Source organism: Erwinia sp. 2186 (assembly GCF_057812255.1).
In genome coordinates, this window is the sequence record NZ_CM173824.1 from 1,702,606 (window position 1) to 1,723,023 (window position 20,418).

The 20,418-nt window shown below is 47.2% G+C and carries 16 protein-coding genes; 15 read left to right on the top strand and 1 reads right to left on the bottom strand.

Going from position 1 to position 20,418, the window contains the following annotated elements; all coding sequences use genetic code 11:
• Nucleotides 1-141: 141 nt before the first annotated feature.
• The 15 genes from wcaK (at nucleotide 142) to gndA (ending at nucleotide 19,241) form a co-directional block, all read left to right on the top strand.
• Nucleotides 142-1,392, top strand: a complete 1,251-nt coding sequence (gene wcaK / locus ACXKZG_RS07695) for a colanic acid biosynthesis pyruvyl transferase WcaK (protein ID WP_013202949.1) — start codon at nucleotides 142-144, stop codon at nucleotides 1,390-1,392.
• A 4-nt stretch (nucleotides 1,393-1,396) separates the two neighbouring features.
• Nucleotides 1,397-2,620, top strand: a complete 1,224-nt coding sequence (locus tag ACXKZG_RS07700; protein WP_455916097.1) for a glycosyltransferase — start codon at nucleotides 1,397-1,399, stop codon at nucleotides 2,618-2,620.
• Nucleotides 2,617-3,957 carry a lipopolysaccharide biosynthesis protein gene (locus tag ACXKZG_RS07705; protein ID WP_013202947.1) on the top strand — a complete coding sequence of 447 codons (1,341 nt, stop codon included), beginning with the start codon at nucleotides 2,617-2,619 and terminating at the stop codon, nucleotides 3,955-3,957. The genes ACXKZG_RS07700 and ACXKZG_RS07705 overlap by 4 nt, the downstream gene beginning before the upstream one ends.
• A 213-nt stretch (nucleotides 3,958-4,170) precedes the next feature.
• Nucleotides 4,171-5,067, top strand: a complete 897-nt coding sequence (galF, locus tag ACXKZG_RS07710) for a UTP--glucose-1-phosphate uridylyltransferase GalF (RefSeq protein ID WP_013202946.1) — start codon at nucleotides 4,171-4,173, stop codon at nucleotides 5,065-5,067.
• 49 nt (nucleotides 5,068-5,116) lie between these two features.
• Nucleotides 5,117-6,130, top strand: coding sequence for a UDP-glucose 4-epimerase GalE (gene galE, locus ACXKZG_RS07715; protein ID WP_488875940.1), 1,014 nt, complete (start codon nucleotides 5,117-5,119; stop codon nucleotides 6,128-6,130).
• A 553-nt stretch (nucleotides 6,131-6,683) separates the two neighbouring features.
• On the top strand, nucleotides 6,684-7,763 hold the full coding sequence (gene rfbB / locus ACXKZG_RS07720) for a dTDP-glucose 4,6-dehydratase (protein WP_013202944.1): 1,080 nt from the start codon (nucleotides 6,684-6,686) through the stop codon (nucleotides 7,761-7,763).
• Complete coding sequence (gene rfbD, locus ACXKZG_RS07725) at nucleotides 7,763-8,650, top strand: dTDP-4-dehydrorhamnose reductase (RefSeq protein ID WP_488875941.1); 888 nt, start codon at nucleotides 7,763-7,765, stop codon at nucleotides 8,648-8,650. The genes rfbB and rfbD overlap by 1 nt, the downstream gene beginning before the upstream one ends.
• A gap of 50 nt (nucleotides 8,651-8,700) precedes the next feature.
• Nucleotides 8,701-9,582 carry a glucose-1-phosphate thymidylyltransferase RfbA gene (rfbA, locus tag ACXKZG_RS07730; RefSeq protein ID WP_488875942.1) on the top strand — a complete coding sequence of 294 codons (882 nt, stop codon included), beginning with the start codon at nucleotides 8,701-8,703 and terminating at the stop codon, nucleotides 9,580-9,582.
• A gap of 3 nt (nucleotides 9,583-9,585) precedes the next feature.
• A complete protein-coding gene (rfbC, locus tag ACXKZG_RS07735; protein ID WP_346594106.1) occupies nucleotides 9,586-10,134 on the top strand; it encodes a dTDP-4-dehydrorhamnose 3,5-epimerase in 549 nt (182 codons plus the stop codon).
• A 2-nt stretch (nucleotides 10,135-10,136) separates the two neighbouring features.
• Complete coding sequence (locus tag ACXKZG_RS07740; protein ID WP_471719881.1) at nucleotides 10,137-11,066, top strand: glycosyltransferase family 2 protein; 930 nt, start codon at nucleotides 10,137-10,139, stop codon at nucleotides 11,064-11,066.
• 109 nt (nucleotides 11,067-11,175) lie between these two features.
• The gene (locus ACXKZG_RS07745; protein ID WP_346594108.1) at nucleotides 11,176-11,928 is read left to right on the top strand and encodes an ABC transporter permease; all 753 of its coding nucleotides are present in this window, start codon (nucleotides 11,176-11,178) and stop codon (nucleotides 11,926-11,928) included.
• Nucleotides 11,918-13,300, top strand: coding sequence for an ABC transporter ATP-binding protein (locus tag ACXKZG_RS07750; RefSeq protein ID WP_488875943.1), 1,383 nt, complete (start codon nucleotides 11,918-11,920; stop codon nucleotides 13,298-13,300). The genes ACXKZG_RS07745 and ACXKZG_RS07750 overlap by 11 nt, the downstream gene beginning before the upstream one ends.
• Nucleotides 13,290-15,221 (top strand): class I SAM-dependent methyltransferase, encoded by a 1,932-nt coding sequence (locus ACXKZG_RS07755; protein WP_488875944.1) that lies wholly within the window; start codon nucleotides 13,290-13,292, stop codon nucleotides 15,219-15,221. The genes ACXKZG_RS07750 and ACXKZG_RS07755 overlap by 11 nt, the downstream gene beginning before the upstream one ends.
• A gap of 34 nt (nucleotides 15,222-15,255) precedes the next feature.
• A complete protein-coding gene (locus tag ACXKZG_RS07760) occupies nucleotides 15,256-17,397 on the top strand; it encodes a glycoside hydrolase family 99-like domain-containing protein (protein WP_488875945.1) in 2,142 nt (713 codons plus the stop codon).
• Nucleotides 17,398-17,834: 437 nt separating this feature from the next.
• Entirely contained in the window at nucleotides 17,835-19,241 is a 1,407-nt protein-coding gene (gene gndA / locus ACXKZG_RS07765; protein WP_105760718.1) for an NADP-dependent phosphogluconate dehydrogenase, read from the top strand.
• Between the two features lie 60 nt (nucleotides 19,242-19,301).
• Here gndA and ACXKZG_RS07770 read toward each other — a convergent pair whose 3' ends face one another.
• Nucleotides 19,302-20,417 carry a succinylglutamate desuccinylase/aspartoacylase family protein gene (locus ACXKZG_RS07770; RefSeq protein ID WP_488875946.1) on the bottom strand — a complete coding sequence of 372 codons (1,116 nt, stop codon included), beginning with the start codon at nucleotides 20,415-20,417 and terminating at the stop codon, nucleotides 19,302-19,304.
• Nucleotide 20,418: the final 1 nt, after the last annotated feature.

Below are 20,418 nucleotides of genomic sequence, written 5' to 3' on the forward strand. Positions count from 1 at the left end.
ACAGGGAGGGGCTCAGCGGGCATTAGGTGGTACAGCTGTATTGATGAGCGTTCGGGGTTTCGAACAATAATACTTATTAATTAACCACTTATGGTTAGTGATAGCCTGTAAAATTACAAAAATTTTATTTCTGGAGTTTTTATGAAGATCTTATTAGTTGGCAATCATACGTGTGGTAATCGTGGTGATGGCGCTATTTTACGCGGGCTCATTGATTCGCTTAACCTCGCAAGGACCGATCTGGAAATTGATGTAATCAGTCGCTATCCAACCAGCTCAGGCTATCTGCTGCAGCAGGAGATCATGCCGGATGAACTCTTTCTTGAAACCAAGAAAGGGAAAAACAAGTTTATGGACAAAGTTAAACGTCGTCTGATGCCAAAAATCATGATGGCGCACATCAGCGGAAGTGGACTGTTTAAGTCAATGGCGGTACCCAAGTACCTGCAGGACTTTACCAATAAGCTGAAGCAGTACGATGCCATTATTCAGGTAGGCGGTTCGTTCTTCGTTGACCTGTATGGTCCGCTGCAGTTTGAGCATTCTCTGTGTGCATTACTGGCTAAAAAGCCTATCTATATGATCGGCCACAGCGTTGGGCCTTTCCAGAAAGAAAGATTCAACGAGATTGCTAACTTTGTCTTCTCGCGCGTCAACAGCCTTGTGCTGCGTGAAAGCGTCAGCCTGGACATGATGAAGCAGGGCAGCATCACCACCGAAAAAGTGGTCAAAGGTGCTGATACCGCCTTCCTGGTGCGTGCCCGTGAAGTTGAAGAACCGAGCCACAACCTGCTGCACTGGCAGCAGCTGATCTCCTCAACAAAAACCATCGCGATTACCGTGCGTGAGCTGGCGCCATTTGACAAACGTCTTGGTGTCACCCAGCAAGAGTATGAGATGGCGTTTGGTAAGGTGATCAATGCAATGATCGACAAAGGTTATCAGGTAGTGGCATTGTCTACCTGTACCGGTATCGACAGCTACAATAAAGACGACCGTATGGTGGCGATGACCTTGCGCGACCACGTCGTTCAGAAAGATAAGTACCATGTCATCATGGACGAATTTAATGACCTTGAATTGGGTATCCTTTTAGGGCGTAGCCACTTAACAATCGGCACTCGTCTGCACTCTGCAATCATTTCCATGAACTTCGGCACCCCAGCCGTGGCGATTAACTATGAACACAAATCGCTCGGCGTGATGAACCAGCTCGGCCTGCCAGAAATGGCTACCGATGTGAAGAGTCTGATGGATGGCAGCATCATCACGAAAGTTAACGGCATTCTCGATAACTATGATGTGGTCAAACAGCAGGTTGATAGCGCGGTAGAGCAGGAGAGGGTTTTGGGGAATAAAATCACCGAAGACGTCGTCAAGATTTTAGGGTGAACCGATGAAACTAACTTTTTTCACAATGCGTTTTCCGGTCTCGTCGGAAACATTCGTGCTGAACCAGGTCACCCACTTTATCGACAGTGGCTATGACGTTGAGATCATCTCGGTGTTTCCTGGCGACCTGGTAAACCGGCACGGTGCGTTCGATCGCTACAATCTGGCGGAGAAAACCCATTATCTTCTGCCGGAAGAGAAGGTAACTAACGCGGAAAAGCTGAAGCAGCGTTTGCAGATTGTGCTGCCAAAAATCCTCAGCCTGACCACGCTCAAATCCTTCAACGTTGGGCGCTACGGCGCCCAGTCCAGCAAGCTGCTGCTGCCGGCGATTGTTGCCCATGCTAAGCAGACCTTCACCGCGGATGTTTTCCTGGTGCACTTTGGCTATGCCGGTGCGCTGGCCAACAAACTGCGTGAGCTGAACGTGTTGAAAGGTAAACAGGCCACAGTCTTCCATGGCGCGGATATCTCCCGCCGCCATATTCTGGAAGAGCACAAGCTGGACTACACCAATCTTTTCCGTCAGACAGAACTGCTACTGCCAATCAGCCATTTGTGGGAGAACAAGCTGATCTCCATGGGCTGTCCGCCGGAGAAGATTCACGTCACCCGCATGGGCATTGAACCTGAAAAATTCAATATGAAAGTCCGTGAGGCGCTGCACACGCCATTACGCATCGTTTCTGTTGCCCGCCTGACCGAGAAGAAAGGGTTGGGCGTGGCGGTTGAAGCCTGCAAATACCTGAAGGCGCAAGGCGCGAACTTTGAATACACCATCATCGGCAACGGTGATATGGAAGAGGAGTTACGCAACACCATTCGCAGCGCCAGTCTGGAAGATTGCGTGAAGATGGTGGGCTTCAAGCCACAGGAAGAGATAAAGCGTTACCTGGATGAAGCGGATATTTTCCTGCTGCCTTCGCTGACCGCTGCCGATGGCGATATGGAAGGTATTCCCGTCGCGCTGATGGAAGCGATGGCGGTTGGCCTGCCGGTGGTGTCGACTGACCACAGCGGCATCCCGGAGCTGATTGAAAATAACGTTTCTGGCTGGCTGGCACCAGAAGGGGACGCGAAAGCCTTGAGTGAGATTTTATTGAAGCTGGCGAAAGGTGATGTGGACGTAGCGCCGGTGATTGCGGCGGCCAGGGAGAAAGTCGAAACGGAATTCAACCAACACATTGCCTATCGTGAGCTGGCACAATTGTTGGAGCAACTTGCGTGAGTAGTTTAAAAAACCAGGCCGCATGGCTGTTTGGAGGCACCTGTTTTGCTGCGGTGCTACAAGTCGTCCAGTTAGGCGTACTGGCCCGAAAGCTTGAAACGCATGAGTTGGGGATTCTGGCGATTATCAATGCCATCCTCGCGGTGGCGATGGTGCTGCAGGATATGGGGATGAGCAGCTATATCGTGCATCGCCAGAACATTACCCGCAAAGAGCAAAGCACCATTTACTGGGTAAACGTGTTGCTCAGCCTGCTGACCGGACTGTTGCTGATCGCCATCGCCTGGCCGATTGCGTATTTCTATCACTTACCGCAACTGACCGGGCTGATTATGCTGACCAGCTTAAACTTCCTGGTGTTAGGTTCGCTGTCGCAATATCAGGCGCATTTTATTAAAGCCAAGAAGATGGTGTTGCTGGCTAAAATAGAAATGGTCACCAAGTTTCTTGCCTTTGCGCTGACCGTAGCGATGCTGTATTACAGCTCGTTAAATGTGGCTGCGGTTATACTGGGGTTATTCGCCAACGCCGCCATGCGCATTGCGTGCATGATCTGGTTTGGTGAAAAATCCTGGCGGCCAACGTTTGAGTTCGATAAAGCCACCTTCTTCAGCTCAATGAAGTACGGCGTTTATCAGCTCGGCTCGCAGACCATTAACCAGTTACGTACCCAGGCTGACTCACTGATTGTCGGTAAAGTGATGGGTGCGGACATGCTGGGGATTTACTCGCTGGCGAAAGAGCTGGTGTTGCAACCGCTGAAGCTGGTGACGCCGGTGATCAACCGTCTGGCGCTGCCGCGTTTTGCGGAAACGCAGCATGAGCCCGCGCAGTTGCAGAAGCTGTTCCTGAAGGGCACCTTCATGATCATGCTGTTCAGCAGCCTGATGTACCTGGCGATTGGTATCCTGTCACCGGTGATTGTGCGCCTGCTGTACGGCCCGGCGCATGAAGCGGTCGGACATCTGATCCCACTGATGCTGCTGTTTGGCATGCTGCGTCCGATGGGCGGCCTGACCGGCGCGATATCGCAGGCCAATGGCCGGACTAACGTCGAGTTTTACTGGAACATTGTGGCCAGTATCATTGTGGTCGCGGTACTGGCAACCACGTGGATCTATCCAAATGTCTGGTACGTAGCGCTGACGCTGTCGATCTCGCAGGTGCTGATTTCTGCCTTTGCGCATCCGTTCTTCATCAAGCCGGTGATTGGCATTCCGTTTATGCCGTATGCCCGGCAGTGGATGTCGGTAGCGGTGGTGTTTGTCGGCATTATGGCGCTGGTTAGCTATTTCAATCTATTTGTACAACCTGAATGGTTTGTTGGCTGGCTTTAATCTGAAAAGACGCAGTAGATATCAAGGCGACCGCTTCGGCAGTCGCCTTTTTTATTTTAAAAGCTCAGCAGGAACAGCCGGATGCGCTCTAAAAATGGCTGGCAGATTTGTGAAGCAGCCGCTGCTTAATTTTCAGATTAAGATTATACTTGTGAATCATCTCTTTAATGCATAATCGTTATACGTTTTTTACTTCATTTATATGGAAAAAATATGACCAAGCTTAAAGCAGTTATCCCCGTTGCGGGTCTGGGTATGCACATGCTCCCTGCTACAAAAGCCATTCCTAAAGAAATGTTGCCAATCGTCGACAAGCCGATGATTCAGTACATCATCGATGAGTGCGTTGCAGCAGGGATCAAGGAAATTGTACTGGTCACCCACGCGTCCAAGAATGCGGTTGAAAACCATTTTGACACTTCCTACGAACTGGAAGCGCTGCTGGAAGCCCGCGTTAAGCGTTCGCTTCTGAGCGAAGTAAAATCGATTTGTCCTCCGGGCGTAACGATTATGAACGTGCGCCAGCCACAGCCGCTGGGCCTGGCTAACTCCATCCTGTGCGCGCGTCCGATGCTGCACGATGAAGCTTTCGTGGTTGTGCTGCCAGACATCCTGTTGGATGACTCAACAGCCGATCCCCTGCGTTACAACCTGGCCGCAATGGTTGCGCAGTTTGAAGAGACCAAACGCAGCCAGGTTTTGGTTCACCATATGCCAGCAGCCGATCTGTCTGAGTACTCGGTTATCAAAACCAAAGAGACGCTGGATCACCCAGGACAGGTCAGCCAGATTGTCGACTTCGTTGAAAAACCAGAACATCCACAGGCGCTGGATTCCGATCTGGCAGCTGTAGGCCGTTACGTGCTGTCCGCGGATATCTGGACCGAGCTGGAAAACCTGGAGCCAGGTGCTTGGGGACGTTACCAGCTGACCGACGCCATCGCTAACCTCGCAAAAAAGCAGCCTGTTGATGCGCATCAGCTTTCCGGCACCAGCTTTGACTGCGGCCGTAAACTGGGATATATGAAAGCCTTCGTATCCTGGGGTCTGAGAAACAATGCGCAGGGACGTGAGTTCCGCGAATCCATCAAAGCAATCCTGGCGAAGTAATCCGCAATCTGAACGTGGCCACGCTCTGGCGTGGTTGCAAGGAGTCAACATGGCTATTTTAGTAACGGGCGGCGCTGGTTACATCGGTTCCCACACGGTGCTTACGCTGCTGCAGCGTGGCGACGACGTTGTAGTACTGGATAACCTGAGCAATGCTTCACGTGAATCTGTCAACCGGGTTGAAAAACTGGCAGGGAAGACGGCAACATTTTGTGAAGGCGACATTCTGGATCGTGCCTGCCTGCGCGACCTGTTCGCCCAGCATGACATTACCGCGGTCATTCACTTTGCCGGCCTGAAAGCGGTAGGTGAATCCACGCGTATGCCGCTGGATTATTACCAGAACAACGTGACCGGGACACTGGTATTGCTGGAAGAGATGCGTGCTGCTGGCGTAAACCAGTTTATCTTCAGCTCTTCCGCCACCGTTTACGGCGCCGATGCCCCCGTACCTTACGTCGAAACCACGCCAATCGGCGGCACGACCAGCCCTTATGGCACGTCGAAGCTGATGGTTGAGTTCATTCTGCGTGACTACGCGAAAGCTAACCCGGATTTCAAAACCATCGCACTGCGTTACTTTAACCCGGTCGGTGCTCATGAATCTGGCCAGATTGGCGAAGATCCAAACGGCATTCCAAACAACCTGCTGCCTTACATCGCGCAGGTGGCTATTGGTCGTCTGGAGAAGCTCGGCATCTTTGGCGGTGATTACCCAACCAAAGATGGCACCGGTGAGCGCGACTACATCCACGTGATGGATTTAGCCGAAGGTCACCTGAAAGCGCTGGATCATATCGGCCAGGTTGAAGGTTATAAAGCCTACAATTTGGGTGCCGGAGTAGGGTACTCGGTGCTGGAAATGGTGAAGGCGTTTGAAAAAGCGGCCGACCGCGAGATCCCCTACCAGATCTCTCCACGCCGTGCCGGCGACCTCGCCGCGTTCTGGGCTGACGCCTCACTGGCAGATAAAGAGCTGGACTGGCGTGTCTCCCGCGGTATCGATGCGATGATGCGCGATACCTGGAACTGGCAGAGCCAGAATCCGAACGGTTATAAGTAAGCGCTTCTGACGCGTTGATGATAAGCCCAGCTAATGCTGGGCTTTTGTCTGTCTGGTCCCTGAGAAAATATCGGCAGAGAAATGCAGCAGTTCAGTCGAAGCGTTGTCTACAATTCAATCCTGAAGATAAGGCGGACGGTAGAGATATGAACGGATATCCGCCATTTAGGTGACTTATTAATCTTAGAACTTTTGGTAGGTTCAAATTGCGCTGGCGATGGATTAATCGCCTGTAAGCTGTACGGATTGTTCTCATTTTAGTTAGTTTTCATAATTACTGAATGATACAATTACGGGTTGTATCTCTGTGTCATGTCAGAGCTGGATTGCTTAAAAAAAGGACGTTTTTTCAGCGATTTAGGTGGTGAGTTTCCTCATCGCTTGCACGGTTTACGATCAAACCAGCATGGAATGCACTAGAAAATGCCGATTGCACACTGGGGCTGCTTACCCAGGGGCGGTAGCGTGCCCAAATTTCTTCCAGCTTACATGTACAGATAAACTCAATAATCTACGGTTATTGTTCCATATCACTTCCGTTTAGAGACTTGCTATGAAGATTTTGATCACTGGTGGCGCTGGCTTTATTGGTTCAGCAGTTGTAAGGCATATCATTCAAGATACGCAGGATTCCGTAATCAACGTGGATAAGTTGACCTATGCGGGCAATCTTGAATCCATTAAAGATGTCAGCGACAGTGAGCGTTACCAGTTCTTCCAGCTGGATATCTGTGACGGCGCCGGATTGAGCAAAGTGATGAACGAAACACAGCCGGATGCCATCATGCATCTGGCTGCGGAAAGCCATGTTGACCGCTCCATCACCGGACCTGCTGACTTTGTTCAGACCAACGTGGTAGGCACCTATACCTTGCTGGAAGCAACCCGTCAGTACTGGAACACGCTTAGCGATGAGAAAAAACAGGCTTTCCGTTTCCACCATATTTCCACCGATGAAGTGTATGGCGATTTACCTCATCCCGATGAGATGAGCGGTGAGCTGCCGTTGTTTACGGAAACCACGCCTTATGCACCAAGCAGCCCGTACTCCTCAACCAAAGCGGCCAGTGATCATCTGGTCAGAGCCTGGGGACGCACTTATAAGCTGCCGGTGATCATCACCAACTGCTCTAACAACTACGGTCCTTACCATTTCCCGGAAAAATTAATCCCGCTGATTATCATCAATGCGCTGGAGAAAAAGCCATTGCCTGTCTACGGTAAAGGCGACCAGATCCGTGACTGGCTGTATGTTGAAGATCATGCGCGCGCGTTGTACAAAGTGGTTACTGAAGCCGAAGTGGGCACCACCTATAATATTGGTGGCCATAATGAAAAACAGAATCTCGAAGTGGTTCAGACTGTGTGCGCGCTGCTGGACGAGCTTCAGCCAACTGAAGGTCGCTATGCCGATTTGATCACCTATGTGAACGATCGTCCCGGTCATGACCGCCGCTATGCTATCGACTCCAGCAAAATCCAGAAGGATCTTGGCTGGAAACCGCAGGAAACCTTCGAAAGTGGTCTGCGTAAAACCGTCCAGTGGTATCTGACCAATAATGAATGGATCGATAACATCAAAAGCGGTGCCTATCAGAGTTGGATTGAACAAAACTACGAGAAGCGTGATTAATGAAGATTCTTCTACTCGGTAAAAATGGTCAGGTTGGCTGGGAGTTACAGCGAGCCTTAGCACCGCTGGGCACGCTTATCGCTCTGGATCGTCACTCAACGACCTATTGTGGCGATCTCTCCAATGCCGAAGGCATCGCCGCCACCATTTTAGCGATTAAACCGGACGTGATCGTCAACGCAGCCGCACACACCGCGGTTGATAAGGCCGAGTCTGAACCTGAAGTTGCTGCTGTGCTTAACACCTCATCCGTAGCTGCAATGGCTGCCGCGGCGGAGAAAGTTGGGGCGCTATTGGTTCATTATTCGACAGACTATGTCTTTAATGGCCAGGGTGAGCAACCCTGGACAGAAGCCGACGTGACCGAACCGCTCAGTGTCTATGGTAAAACCAAGCGTGACGGTGAAAAAGCCATTGCTGCGGCTTGCAGCAACTATCTGATATTCCGCACCAGTTGGGTGTATGCCGCTAAGGGCAACAACTTTGCCAAAACGATGCTTAAGCTGGCGAAGGACAGAGAAGAGCTTTCGGTCATCAACGATCAGTTTGGTGCCCCAACCGGCGCAGACTTGATTGCAGATTGCACGGCGCACGCTATTCGCAAAGCGAAAGGGCAGCCACAGCTTTCAGGCATTTATCATCTGATTGCCAGCGGCACGACCACCTGGCATGACTACGCTTCATTTGTTATTACTACCGGGCGTGAGAAAGGACTGGAGTTGAAGGTCAACAAAATCAATCCAGTGGCCACTTCGGCATTTCCTACCCCGGCTAAGCGACCTGCCAATTCCAGACTGGATACGGCTAAATTCCAGCAGAGTTTTGATTTAACGCTTCCAGACTGGCATGACGGCGTAGAGCGGATGCTCACGGAAATCATCGGATAAATTCTATAAAATCAGCATCAGAAGATGCTGTTAAATTGGTGCAAAGCATTATGACAAAGAATAAAGGCATTATCTTAGCGGGCGGTTCCGGAACAAGACTTTATCCGGTAACTATGGCTGTGAGTAAGCAATTGCTGCCTATCTATGATAAGCCAATGATTTATTACCCGCTGAGCACGCTGATGATGGCAGGTATCCGCGATATTCTGATCATCAGCACGCCACAGGATACACCCCGCTTTGAAAGTCTCTTAGGCGATGGTTCACAGTGGGGCCTGTCTATTCAATATAAAGTGCAGCAGAATCCAGATGGTCTGGCACAGGCATTTGTACTGGGTGAAGAGTTTATCGGTGATGATGCCTGTGCGCTGATTCTCGGTGACAACATCTTCTACGGCCACGATCTGAATAAGCAACTGGAAGAAGCCTGTAATAAGAAGCAGGGTGCTACCGTATTCGCCTATCACGTTCAGGATCCGGAGCGTTATGGCGTAGTTGAATTCGATAAGGACGGCAAAGCTATTTCCTTAGTCGAAAAGCCAGAGCACCCAAAAAGCAATTACGCAGTGACCGGTCTGTATTTCTATGACAACAGCGTCGTTGAGATTGCCAAGTCACTTAAGCCATCGCCACGCGGTGAGTATGAAATCACTGACGTTAACCGCATCTATCTTGAAAGAGGCGAACTGTCTGTCTCCATCATGGGTCGTGGTCATGCGTGGTTAGATACCGGCACGCATCAGAGCATGAACGAAGCGAATAACTTCATTCAGACGATTGAAACGCGTCAGGGCCTGAAAGTATGCTGCCCTGAAGAGATTGCTTATCGTATGAAATATATCAGCGCAGAGCAGCTTGAAATATTAGCTAAACCTTTATTAAAAAATGATTACGGCAAATATTTGATGAATTTATTAAAAGGTCGGATTTAAACAATGAAAATCACAGATACTGCAATTGCTGACGTCAAAATTATTGAGCCAAAAGTTTTTGGTGATGACCGTGGTTTCTTCTTTGAAAGTTTTAACCAGTCCATTTTTAATGAAGCAGTGGGCCGCCCGGTAGAGTTCATCCAGGACAATCACTCAATGTCTAAAAAAGGTGTCCTTCGCGGTCTGCATTACCAACTTGCTCCTCATGCGCAGGGGAAACTGGTGCGTTGTGTTGAGGGTGAAGTTTTTGATGTCGCTGTAGACATTAGAAAATCATCACCGACTTTTGGCCAGTGGGTCGGTGTAAATCTTAGCGCTGAAAATCACCGTCAGCTGTGGATCCCTGAGGGATTTGCGCATGGCTTCGTGACGCTGAGTGAACGTGTGCAGTTTGTTTACAAGACGACAAACTATTATGCACCTCAATCCGAGCGAAGCATTATTTGGAATGATCCTGAAATCAATATTAAATGGCCTGAGGTTGAAAACCTCACTTTATCTGGTAAAGATGAAGTTGGATTACTTTTGAACTCCGCCGATCTGTTTGATTAAATATGGACAAACAACAGAAAATTGCCGTTTTGATATGTACGTACAATGGAAGTCAGTACATACGTAAACAGCTTGATTCCATAATAACCCAATCTTATAAAGACTGGGTTATTTATGCTTCTGATGATGGTTCTAAAGATAATACAGTTGAAATCCTAAAAGAATACCAATCCAAAGTAGGAATGGATAAATTCCACATAGTCATGGGTCCAGGCAAAGGATTTGCTTGGAATTTCATTTCTATATTGGAGAAAAGCGGTGACGATTATTCTGGATATGCATTCTGCGATCAGGACGATGAATGGATGCCCGACAAACTTTCCAAAGGGATTGATTACCTCAACCAAATCAGCGTTCACGTAGCGGGAGTTTACTGTGGCAGAACGCTCCTGGTTGACGAGCATGATAATTATTTGGGTGAGTCACCGCTTTTTGAAAAAAAACCATCCTTAAAAAATGCTTTAGTTCAAAGTATTGCCGGTGGCAATACTATGATATTAAACCATGCCGCAAAATGCCTGGTCGCGAAAACTCCCTTGGATGTGAAAATTGTTTCGCATGACTGGTGGATCTATATCATCGTTTCAGCAGCGGGAGGGGTGGTTGTTTATGATCCAATCCCAACGATTCGGTATCGACAGCACCAGGGCAATATCGTTGGCTCCAACAATGGATGGCTTGCCCGTTTGAAAAGAATATTTGGATTACTTGATGGTCACTTCAAATCTTGGATTGATAGTAATCTGATTGCGTTGGACAGGATGAATTCAGAAATTACTCCTGAAAATAAAATTTTCATAGATCAATTTGTGACCGCAAGAAAGAGTCATTTCTTAAAAAGAGTCATAATATTCAAAAATCTTAGCATGTATCGGCAAACCCTGTTCGGTACATTTGGACTCTTTGTCGCAATTATACTAAAGAAAATTTAAAGAAAAGTCTTTGATGAGAGGTGGGATTTTGCAACAGCAGAGAGTACATAGTACTTCGCTATGGTCATTGTGCACGAGCACATACAAAAACAAGCAAATAATTTTTGAAATGACTAAAAGAGACATTGTCGGACGTTATAAAGGGTCGGTAATGGGACTGCTTTGGTCTTTCATAAATCCAATTTTCATGCTGGCTGTGTATACGGTGGTCTTCTCCGAGGTGTTTAATGCCCGATGGGGAACTGCAACAGGAGATGAATCTAAAGCTCAGTTTGCAATTATACTTTTTGTAGGGCTAATTGTTCATGGGATATTTAGTGAGGTTTTAACTAAATCTCCAATGCTAATCTTGAACAATGTGAATTATGTCAAAAAAGTTGTTTTCCCTTTAGAAACCTTGCCGATCATAACATTATTATCAGTCGGCTTCCAAACCTGTATTAACATTGTAGTATTGGTCGCCGCTTTTGTCATTTTCAATGGATATGTGCATTTGACGGCACTGATATTACCAGTTGTTTTATTGCCTATATTTATTTTGACTCTGGCGCTTAGCTATATAGTGTCGTCACTGGGTGTCTTCATCCGTGATTTAGGGCAGTTCATCACTTTGCTGGTCACAGTGATTTTATTTCTTTCTCCTGTCTTTTATCCACTTTCCGCAGTACCAGATAAATTTAAACCAATCATCCTGCTAAACCCTGTGACCTTCATTATAGAGCAGGCGCGAAACGTTTTGATTTGGGGTAAATTACCCGATTTTTCAGGTCTGATGGTCTACAGCTTTGTTTCATTGCTGATATTGTGGCTGGGCTTCTTCTGGTTCCAAAAAACTCGTAAAGGATTTGCTGATGTTATCTAATGACAATGCTCTGGAAATCATTGATGTCAGTAAATGTTATCAAGTTTATGACAATCCAGTTAGGCGATTAAAACAGTTTATCATCCCAAATCTTGAGCGAAAGTTGGGAAAGGTTCCTCGTGTTTATCACCAGGAATTCTGGGCTCTCCAGGATATTAGCTTCAATCTGCCAAAGGGTGAGACGGTAGGTATTGTCGGACGTAATGGATCCGGTAAATCCACTCTGTTGCAAATTATTGCTGGGACACTGTCTCCTACACAAGGTTCGGTTAATATCAATGGTCGTGTAGCCGCTCTTCTGGAGTTAGGCGCGGGCTTCAATGGTGATTTTACTGGTCGCGAAAACGTATTTCTAAATGGTGCGCTGCTGGGCCTGACAAAAGAGGCTATTGAAAATAAGCTGGATGATATTCTGTCATTTGCAGATATAGGGCATTTTATAGATGCACCAGTAAAATCCTATTCAAGCGGAATGATGGTCAGGCTGGCTTTTGCTGTTCAGGCACAAATCGATCCGGAAATCCTGATCGTAGATGAAGCACTGGCAGTTGGAGATGCAAAGTTCCAGGCTAAATGCTTCGCCCGGCTGAAACAATTAAAAAATAATGGCACGTCCATTCTTTTCGTATCACATGCCACTGAACAGATTATCACCCATTGTGATAAAGCGATCCTGTTAAATGATGGTGTGATGGTCGACACAGGTGCCCCAAAAAATATCATTAACCAATACCTGGATCTGCTTTTCGGTAAACCCACCACGGATAAATCTTTAAGAGCAGAGCAAGAGAAAAACATTGCCGCTGCGAGTGAAAAAGAAGCAGAGAGCATTGAGAGATTCGCTCAAAGTAATGAACCTGATCTTGCCTCCCGCTATAATTTGCACGAAGAGGGGTTCGTAACCCGTAAAAACTATAACCCCTCCGAGTATCGGTGGGGAGACAAGCAGGCCGAAATCCTCGATTTTCATTTATCTCAGGATAATCATGAATATCCGTTAACTGTTTCATCAGAATCAAGTCTGACGATGCACTTTTTAACGAAGTTTAATGCCACTGTTGAAAAACCTATCTTCGGTTTTGCCGTCAAAACAAAAGATGGTGTAACAATTTACAATACAAACTCAAAAATTCTTGAGTCTGCCTTCATCGAATGCGGTGAGGCCGGTAAAACCTATATGGTTAAAATAACCATCCCTGCTAAACTTTATCAAGGTGACTATTTCATCTCGGTAGGGTTAGCAAGTTATGATATTGCAGGGCAGATAGTTCCACATGATCGACGCTATGATTCGATTCATATTGCGATAGAGCCCACTGCAGACTTTTTTGGGCTGGTCAACTTAGAGGCTTCGATTACTTGTGAACAATAAAAATTATGCAACTGTGCTGAATGAAGCCGGTTTTTTTTTAGACCCAGAGTTAAATATCTGGTGTGAAATTTCTGAAGAGAAGTTTGGCTATAATGATGGTGACGAATATGAGAACTACGTCCTTGATGTCGTCACCAATGCTTCTGACTGTTCAGTCATGTCGTCAGAACTCGCTACTAATATAAAAGATTGGCCATCGCTATATCACCTTACCCCCAAGCGCTCCAATCTGCTTCGGCCTTTCACTGAACAGTTTCGTGGTAAGCGTGTTCTGGAAATAGGTTGTGGATGTGGTGCTATTACTCGTTTCTTAGGTGAATCGGGTGCTGAGGTAGTCTCCGTTGAAGGAAGTAAAAGACGTGCGACTATCGCTCGCAGACGATGCTATGACCTGGAAAATGTGCAGGTAATTTGTGCCTCTAGTGAGAAATTGCCTGATCTTGGTCAGTTTGACTATGTAATGCTCATAGGTGTACTGGAATATGCGCAAAGCTTCCTGGGGGCAGGTGGGCCAGGAAAACTACTCGAATCCTGTCGTACCAGACTCACTCCTTCTGGATCATTGTTCGTTGCGATTGAAAATAAACTTGGCTTAAAATACCTTGCAGGTGCTAAGGAAGATCATCTGGGCGTCCCAATGCTTGGCATCAATAATGCCTATCCTGAATTGGGCGTTATTACCTTCGGGCGCCAGGAGTTAAAAAACCTCTTACAAGACTCAGGATATTTACAAATCGAAGAATATCTTCCGTTTCCTGACTATAAATTACCCACGTTAATTATCGCGCCAGAAGGGCATTTAAGTAAAAGCAAAGCATTATATCCGTTGGTGAGTGAGAGTTATCATAAAGAAGCACAGCCGCTAAGTGATTATACATTCTCTCTGGAAGAAGCGTCCACTAGCGTCTGGGAAAATGGCCTTTCTGCTGATTTGTCTAACTCCTTTTTGATGGTTTCTTCACCGGCCAGTGTTGTCAGTGATAAGAATAATCAAGAAGAGGTTGATGAAACATCTCTTGCCTGGTATTATTCGGAATCTCGGAAAGATAATAAGCAAAAAGCCATTAATTTTGTCACCAAAGGTGATGATATCAAGGTGAAAGTTTTCAAAATGAATGGTGAGTTTATTCATGATGAGGAATTTCACCAGGGTGAAAGTTTATGGCTTGAATTAGTCAGTATATTGAATAAACATGGTTGGCAGCGGGCACAGCTAGTCAATTTTGTTAAAAATTGGATTGGTATAGTTACCGAAAAGGCTGGGATTGAATTAGTCTATGCTTGGGATATGAAGGTGCCTGTAGAGTATCTCGATGCTACTCCTTTTAATATCATTAAAACCAGTGCGGGTTACGAAATATTTGACTTAGAATTAAATGCTGAACAGCCTTTAAATCTTTCCAGTATGATATTTAGAGGGTTATTCCACTCGTTCTTGCGTATAACTTCTGTTTCACCAACCAGTGATGTGTCTGATTATAATATTTTCAATCTTACTCAAGCTGTTATCTCAGATGTTTTTCCAAATGCACCTGAAGAGCTGTGTGCAAATTGTCTACGTGATGAAGTCTGGTTGATGCGCGAAATTGCTACAACTGACACTACAGCGCTTTATGAAAACTACAAGAGTGTTTCTTTTATAGCACGCAATTTCTTAAATGATTACAGAACTGAACTCTCGCGGCTACATGGAGTAGTAAATGAAAATGCAGAGAAAATTAATCTTCAAACGTTATCCGAGATAGAGTTAGCTAATAGTAAAGCGTCAACCGAAGTAGAGCTAAATAACTGCAGGGAAGAAAACAAAAAGTTGCAGGATTTACTAAATTTCAAGGAAGCTCAATTAAACAGGATGCTTGAATCCCGAGGCGGAAAAATTCTTGCTCTGATAGAAAAATTCAGGTCTGGATTCAAGAAATAAAATTTATTTTACAGTGATTTATAAGGTGTCAAAATTGAAACTTTATTCATTTGCCAAAAAAATGCTTAGTGCTGAAGGCAAAGACCTCGTCCGATATCGAATTAAGCTGCTAAAAGATATCATTAAAAATGATGGAGTTAAGGCTGCTTATCAGCGAATCAAACTTGCTTATGGGAATAGCACAGGGAATCATTATGCACCTGACTCTTTTGTTGACATGGAACAGGCGGCTGCCGGAGGCCGAGATTCTTTATTAGAAGCATGGCTGGCCAGCGAATATAATCGTAACCAGCTCAAGGTTAATGAACAAAGCCATTATGTTCCTAAAGCGCTCGATTCACTGGAAGGTGTAGACCTGCCAGTTAAAGTTATTGCTTACTATCTACCACAATATCATCCCTTTGAAGAGAATAATAAGTGGTGGGGCCATGGATTTACCGAGTGGACCAGTGTCACCAAGGCCAGACCTCAATACTTAGGGCAACAGCAGCCTCGACTCCCTGGTGAGCTTGGTTTTTATGACTTACGTCTTCCTGAGACCATGAGTCAGCAGATCGATTTGGCTAAACAATACGGTGTTCATGGTTTTTGCTTCCATCACTATTGGTTTGGTGGCAAGCGTCTGATGGAAACGCCTGTTAATAATTTCCTTAAAGATAAAACACTGGATATAAATTTCTGTCTCTGTTGGGCCAATGAAAACTGGACCCGCCGATGGGATGGCTTGGAAAATGATGTTCTGATTGCTCAGAATCATTCCCCTGAAGATGATATTGCCTTCCTTGACGACATCATGCCGGCATTGAAAGATGAGCGTTATATTCGTGTTGATGGCAAACCATTATTGATTCTATATCGTCCAGCATCATTACCTGATGCCCGTGCTACCGGTATACGCTGGCGTGAACATGCAATCAAAAACGGCTTACCCGGCCTTTATTTGGTTGTGGTGAAAGCCTTTGAGGTCACCAGCCCTGAGCCATTCGGATTTGATGCCATTGTAGAATTCCCTCCTCATCAGATGGGGGCCCGTGATATCACCGATAATGTCACTTTACTGAATAAGAAATTCTCCGGCAGAGTCTATGATTATGAAGAGCTGGCTTCCAGAGCCGGTTCCATTACTGATAAACGTTTCCCATATTTCAAAGCCGTTATGCCTTCATGGGATAACGAGGCAAGAAAACCAGGTCAGGGTTACTCGTTCCATAATGCTAAACCCGAGCTTTATGCAAAATGGCTCGACAGTGCCATCAAAACGACCATGGAAAGCAGACCAGAAGAGCGTCTTGTCTTTGTGAATGCATGGAATGAATGGGCTGAAGGCGCACACCTTGAGCCGGATCGTTACAATGGCTACGCTTACTTACATGCCACAGCCAATATATTGCGTAATTCTTTATCAAAATATGACTGTGATCACCAGTATATCTCTGAGATAAACCAAAAGTTTACACCTCAGTCTGATACTGCGGTAATCCTGCATGCTTATTATGAAGATCTTGCCTGCGAGTTGGTCGATAAATATATTGCACAACATAAAAATACACTCGATCTTATTATTACTATTCGTAGCGATGTTAAAGCAGAGACCTTAACTAAAATTAAAGAAACCTTCAGTAATGTGTTCTTTATTCTGGTTGATAATAGAGGTCGTGATATCAGGCCATTTATCCAGGCGATGAAAGTTGCAGAAGGTTTTGGCTATAAATTCATCTGCAAAGTCCACACCAAGAAATCACCTCATCGGGTTGATGGTCAACAATGGAGAGAGAGCTTGTTCGATGACCTTTTGGGGACCGTTCCTCAGGTTTACGGCATTCTTGAACGCTTTAAAGCAGATCCTAAAACTGGTGTTATTGCGCCCGCTAACTCGATCACTGACCTTTCGATTCCTGAGATTAATCTTGGTAACCGCCCGTGGTTGAATAAAATATTTACCAGACTCGGAGCACCTCAGCTTTCCACTGACTTTAAGACCAGTTTCCCCGCCGGTTCAATGTTCTGGTTCAGAATGGATGCTCTTGAGCCATTGACCAACAAACTCATTGATGAAGAAGAGTTTGAGCTTGAGGCAGGGCAGTTGGATGGTACTCTGGCTCATGCAGTAGAACGAATTATCGGCGCTGTAGTAAATAAAGTTGGCTATCAGGTTATTGATGTAAAAAGTTTATAAGAGTCAGTAGCGTAATAATTGAAAGTGGGGGGCAATGCTCCCCATTTTTGTTACTCAGATTTAATGTCCGAACGTCCAAACTCCTTTCGCTGCGATAATTCTGATTCTGTTAAGCCACCATCATGATTCATTGGCCAGAGTTTGTGCAAAGATCTTCCTGCAGTAACAAAATGGCGACAACTCGGATGGCCAACCGGAAGACATTTTCTCTTTGTATTCAGAACTAATATTAAAAAAAATTGATTTGGTGATATGCCTGGTCTGAAAACCTGCGTAATTATGCGGGCTAATGTTTCCTAACTTGCTCATTTGCAACAAAGATTGCCAATCGCATCAATCACTACCTTTAATCAGCTATCCTGAGTTAACATGTTTGCCACATTAACGCGCGGCGCCTCTGACAGGCGTCGTGAGTGACCTTCAGACAGGAGTATGTAATGTCCAAGCAACAGATCGGCGTTGTAGGTATGGCAGTAATGGGCCGCAACCTGGCTCTCAACATCGAGAGCCGCGGTTATACCGTGTCCATCTTTAACCGTTCACGCGAGAAGACAGAAGAAGTCATCGCAGAGAACGAAGGCAAAAAACTGGCGCCTTACTACACCATCGAAGAGTTTGTTGATTCCCTTGAGAAGCCACGTCGTATCCTGCTGATGGTTCAGGCAGGCGAAGCGACTGACAAGACTATCGCCTCTCTGACTCCGCACCTTGATAAGGGCGATATCCTGATCGACGGTGGTAACACCTTCTATAAAGACACCATTCGCCGTAACCGCGAACTGTCTGACCAGGGCTTCAACTTCATCGGTACCGGTGTTTCCGGTGGCGAAGAGGGCGCACTGAAGGGCCCATCTATCATGCCTGGCGGCCAGAAAGAAGCTTACGAGCTGGTTGCCCCAATCCTGAATGAGATTGCTGCGCGTGCAGAAGGCGAAGCTTGTGTAGCCTACATGGGTCCGGATGGCGCGGGTCACTATGTCAAAATGGTGCACAACGGTATCGAGTACGGCGACATGCAGCTGATTGCAGAAGCTTACTCCCTGCTGAAAAATGCCCTGAACCTGAGCAATGATGACCTGGCTAAAACCTTCAGCGAGTGGAATGAAGGCGAGCTGAGCAGCTACCTGATCGACATCACCAAAGACATCTTCACCAAAAAAGATGAAGACGGTAAATACCTGGTTGATGTGATTCTGGATGAAGCAGCGAACAAAGGTACCGGTAAGTGGACCAGCCAGAGCTCTCTGGACCTGGGCGAGCCACTGTCACTGATCACCGAGTCGGTGTTTGCGCGTTACCTGTCCTCGCTGAAAACGCAGCGTGTTGCAGCGTCCAAAGTACTGAGCGGTCCAACCGTGCAGACTATCTCTGGTGATAAAGCCGAGTTCGTTGAGAAAGTTCGCCGCGCTCTGTACCTGGGTAAAATCGTTTCTTACGCTCAGGGCTTCTCTCAGCTGAAAGCCGCTTCTGACGAAAACAAATGGGATCTGCATTACGGCGAGATTGCTAAAATCTTCCGCGCTGGTTGCATCATCCGTGCTCAGTTCCTGCAGAAGATTACCGATGCTTACGCAGACGATGCCAACATTGCTAACCTGCTGCTGGCGCCGTACTTCAAAAACATCGCTGATGAATACCAGCAGGCGCTGCGCGATGTTGTGGCGTACGCTGTACAGAACGGTATCCCGACACCAACCTTCTCAGCTGCTATCGCTTACTACGACAGCTACCGTTCAGCGGTACTGCCAGCGAACCTGATTCAGGCGCAGCGTGACTACTTCGGCGCACACACCTACAAGCGTACCGATAAAGAAGGTGTGTTCCACACCGAGTGGATGGAATAACATCCTCCGCTATTAAAAAAGGCTTCCTTCGGGAAGCCTTTTTTTTTGTTTCATGCACACTTAAGGAACCAGCAAATCCCCATCACGAATCGCGTCCTTCCCGGCAAGCCTCGTCACCAATATTCCCGCCGTTGCAAACCTTACCCAGTGCCTCGCGTACAGCAATCCACCGTGTTCAGCCACTAAAGGCGTCAGCCTGTCGGTTAACGGGTCCAGAATGTCGGCGACCACTTCTCCGGCTTCAATCCACTCACCAATCTCGCGGCGATGCAGGATCACCCCTGAATGCGGCGTGGTGATATATTCACAGCCCGCCAGTGGCACGGCTTCATTATGCAATTCTGGCAGGTGAGGCGCTTCACCAACGATGTAACCCGCGTGAATCAGTGCATGGATAATGGCGTCTGCGTCTGTTTCTGCCTGCACATGGCTGACATCTCTCACGCCACGCAACTCAAGCGTCACCGGCAGCAGTGGCTGCGGCATTGGGAAGCTGTCGCCAAATTTACGCTGCAAATACAGCCAGGGTTCACAGCAGGCCTCATCAAACGGTTCACCGCCGGAGATGTCGGCAATAAGCTGCACATCGCTGCCAATGTATCGCGCCAGCGGCTCAATCGCCTGCCACGCGTGCGGCATTGTGTAGAGGTGCGGGACCGCTTCCCAGTCGCAGTGAATATCAATCATCAGATCGGCCTGACAGGCCATTCTCATCAACGTATGGCGTTGCGACGCCAGCTCTGTCACCGCCGTCGCGCCGTCAAAGTAGTTGTTGATCGCTGTGCGAATCAGTTCACGATTAGACTCCGCATCCTGATTCAGTCTACCCTCCAGCCGTTTCGCCAGCACCGGGCCCAACGCGGGGAACTGGCGATTAAAATCCTGACCGGAGGCGGTTTCGAATCGCCCTAAATGCGTACCGTGCCAGTGCTGACCCAACGCAATCGGGTTGGCAACCGGAACCAGGGTGATAGCGGCGGCCAGGCGTCCTTCAGACTCTAAGGCCTTCAGCTTTTGCTTCAAATACCAGGCAACGGCTACGCCAGGCAGTTCATCGCCGTGTAAGCCCGCCTGAATATAGACCTGACGAGGGGAAGGTTCGCCAAAGTGGCAGCTGATGATTTCGCGTTGCGTTCCCAGCGAGGCGCTGAGCAAGGGATGATGGCGTTGTTGCATG

Bases quoted from the DNA above. Each gene is read 5' to 3' on its own strand.
- rfbB (WP_013202944.1), top strand. From the start codon at position 6,684: ATGAAGATTTTGATCACTGGTGGCGCTGGCTTTATTGGTTCAGCAGTT.
- ACXKZG_RS07740 (WP_471719881.1), top strand. From the start codon at position 10,137: ATGGACAAACAACAGAAAATTGCCGTTTTGATATGTACGTACAATGGA.
- wcaK (WP_013202949.1), top strand. From the start codon at position 142: ATGAAGATCTTATTAGTTGGCAATCATACGTGTGGTAATCGTGGTGAT.
- ACXKZG_RS07745 (WP_346594108.1), top strand. From the start codon at position 11,176: ATGACTAAAAGAGACATTGTCGGACGTTATAAAGGGTCGGTAATGGGA.
- rfbA (WP_488875942.1), top strand. From the start codon at position 8,701: ATGACAAAGAATAAAGGCATTATCTTAGCGGGCGGTTCCGGAACAAGA.
- galE (WP_488875940.1), top strand. From the start codon at position 5,117: ATGGCTATTTTAGTAACGGGCGGCGCTGGTTACATCGGTTCCCACACG.
- rfbC (WP_346594106.1), top strand. From the start codon at position 9,586: ATGAAAATCACAGATACTGCAATTGCTGACGTCAAAATTATTGAGCCA.
- ACXKZG_RS07700 (WP_455916097.1), top strand. From the start codon at position 1,397: ATGAAACTAACTTTTTTCACAATGCGTTTTCCGGTCTCGTCGGAAACA.
- rfbD (WP_488875941.1), top strand. From the start codon at position 7,763: ATGAAGATTCTTCTACTCGGTAAAAATGGTCAGGTTGGCTGGGAGTTA.
- ACXKZG_RS07770 (WP_488875946.1), bottom strand. From the start codon at position 20,417: ATGCAACAACGCCATCATCCCTTGCTCAGCGCCTCGCTGGGAACGCAA.
- ACXKZG_RS07750 (WP_488875943.1), top strand. From the start codon at position 11,918: ATGTTATCTAATGACAATGCTCTGGAAATCATTGATGTCAGTAAATGT.
- gndA (WP_105760718.1), top strand. From the start codon at position 17,835: ATGTCCAAGCAACAGATCGGCGTTGTAGGTATGGCAGTAATGGGCCGC.
- galF (WP_013202946.1), top strand. From the start codon at position 4,171: ATGACCAAGCTTAAAGCAGTTATCCCCGTTGCGGGTCTGGGTATGCAC.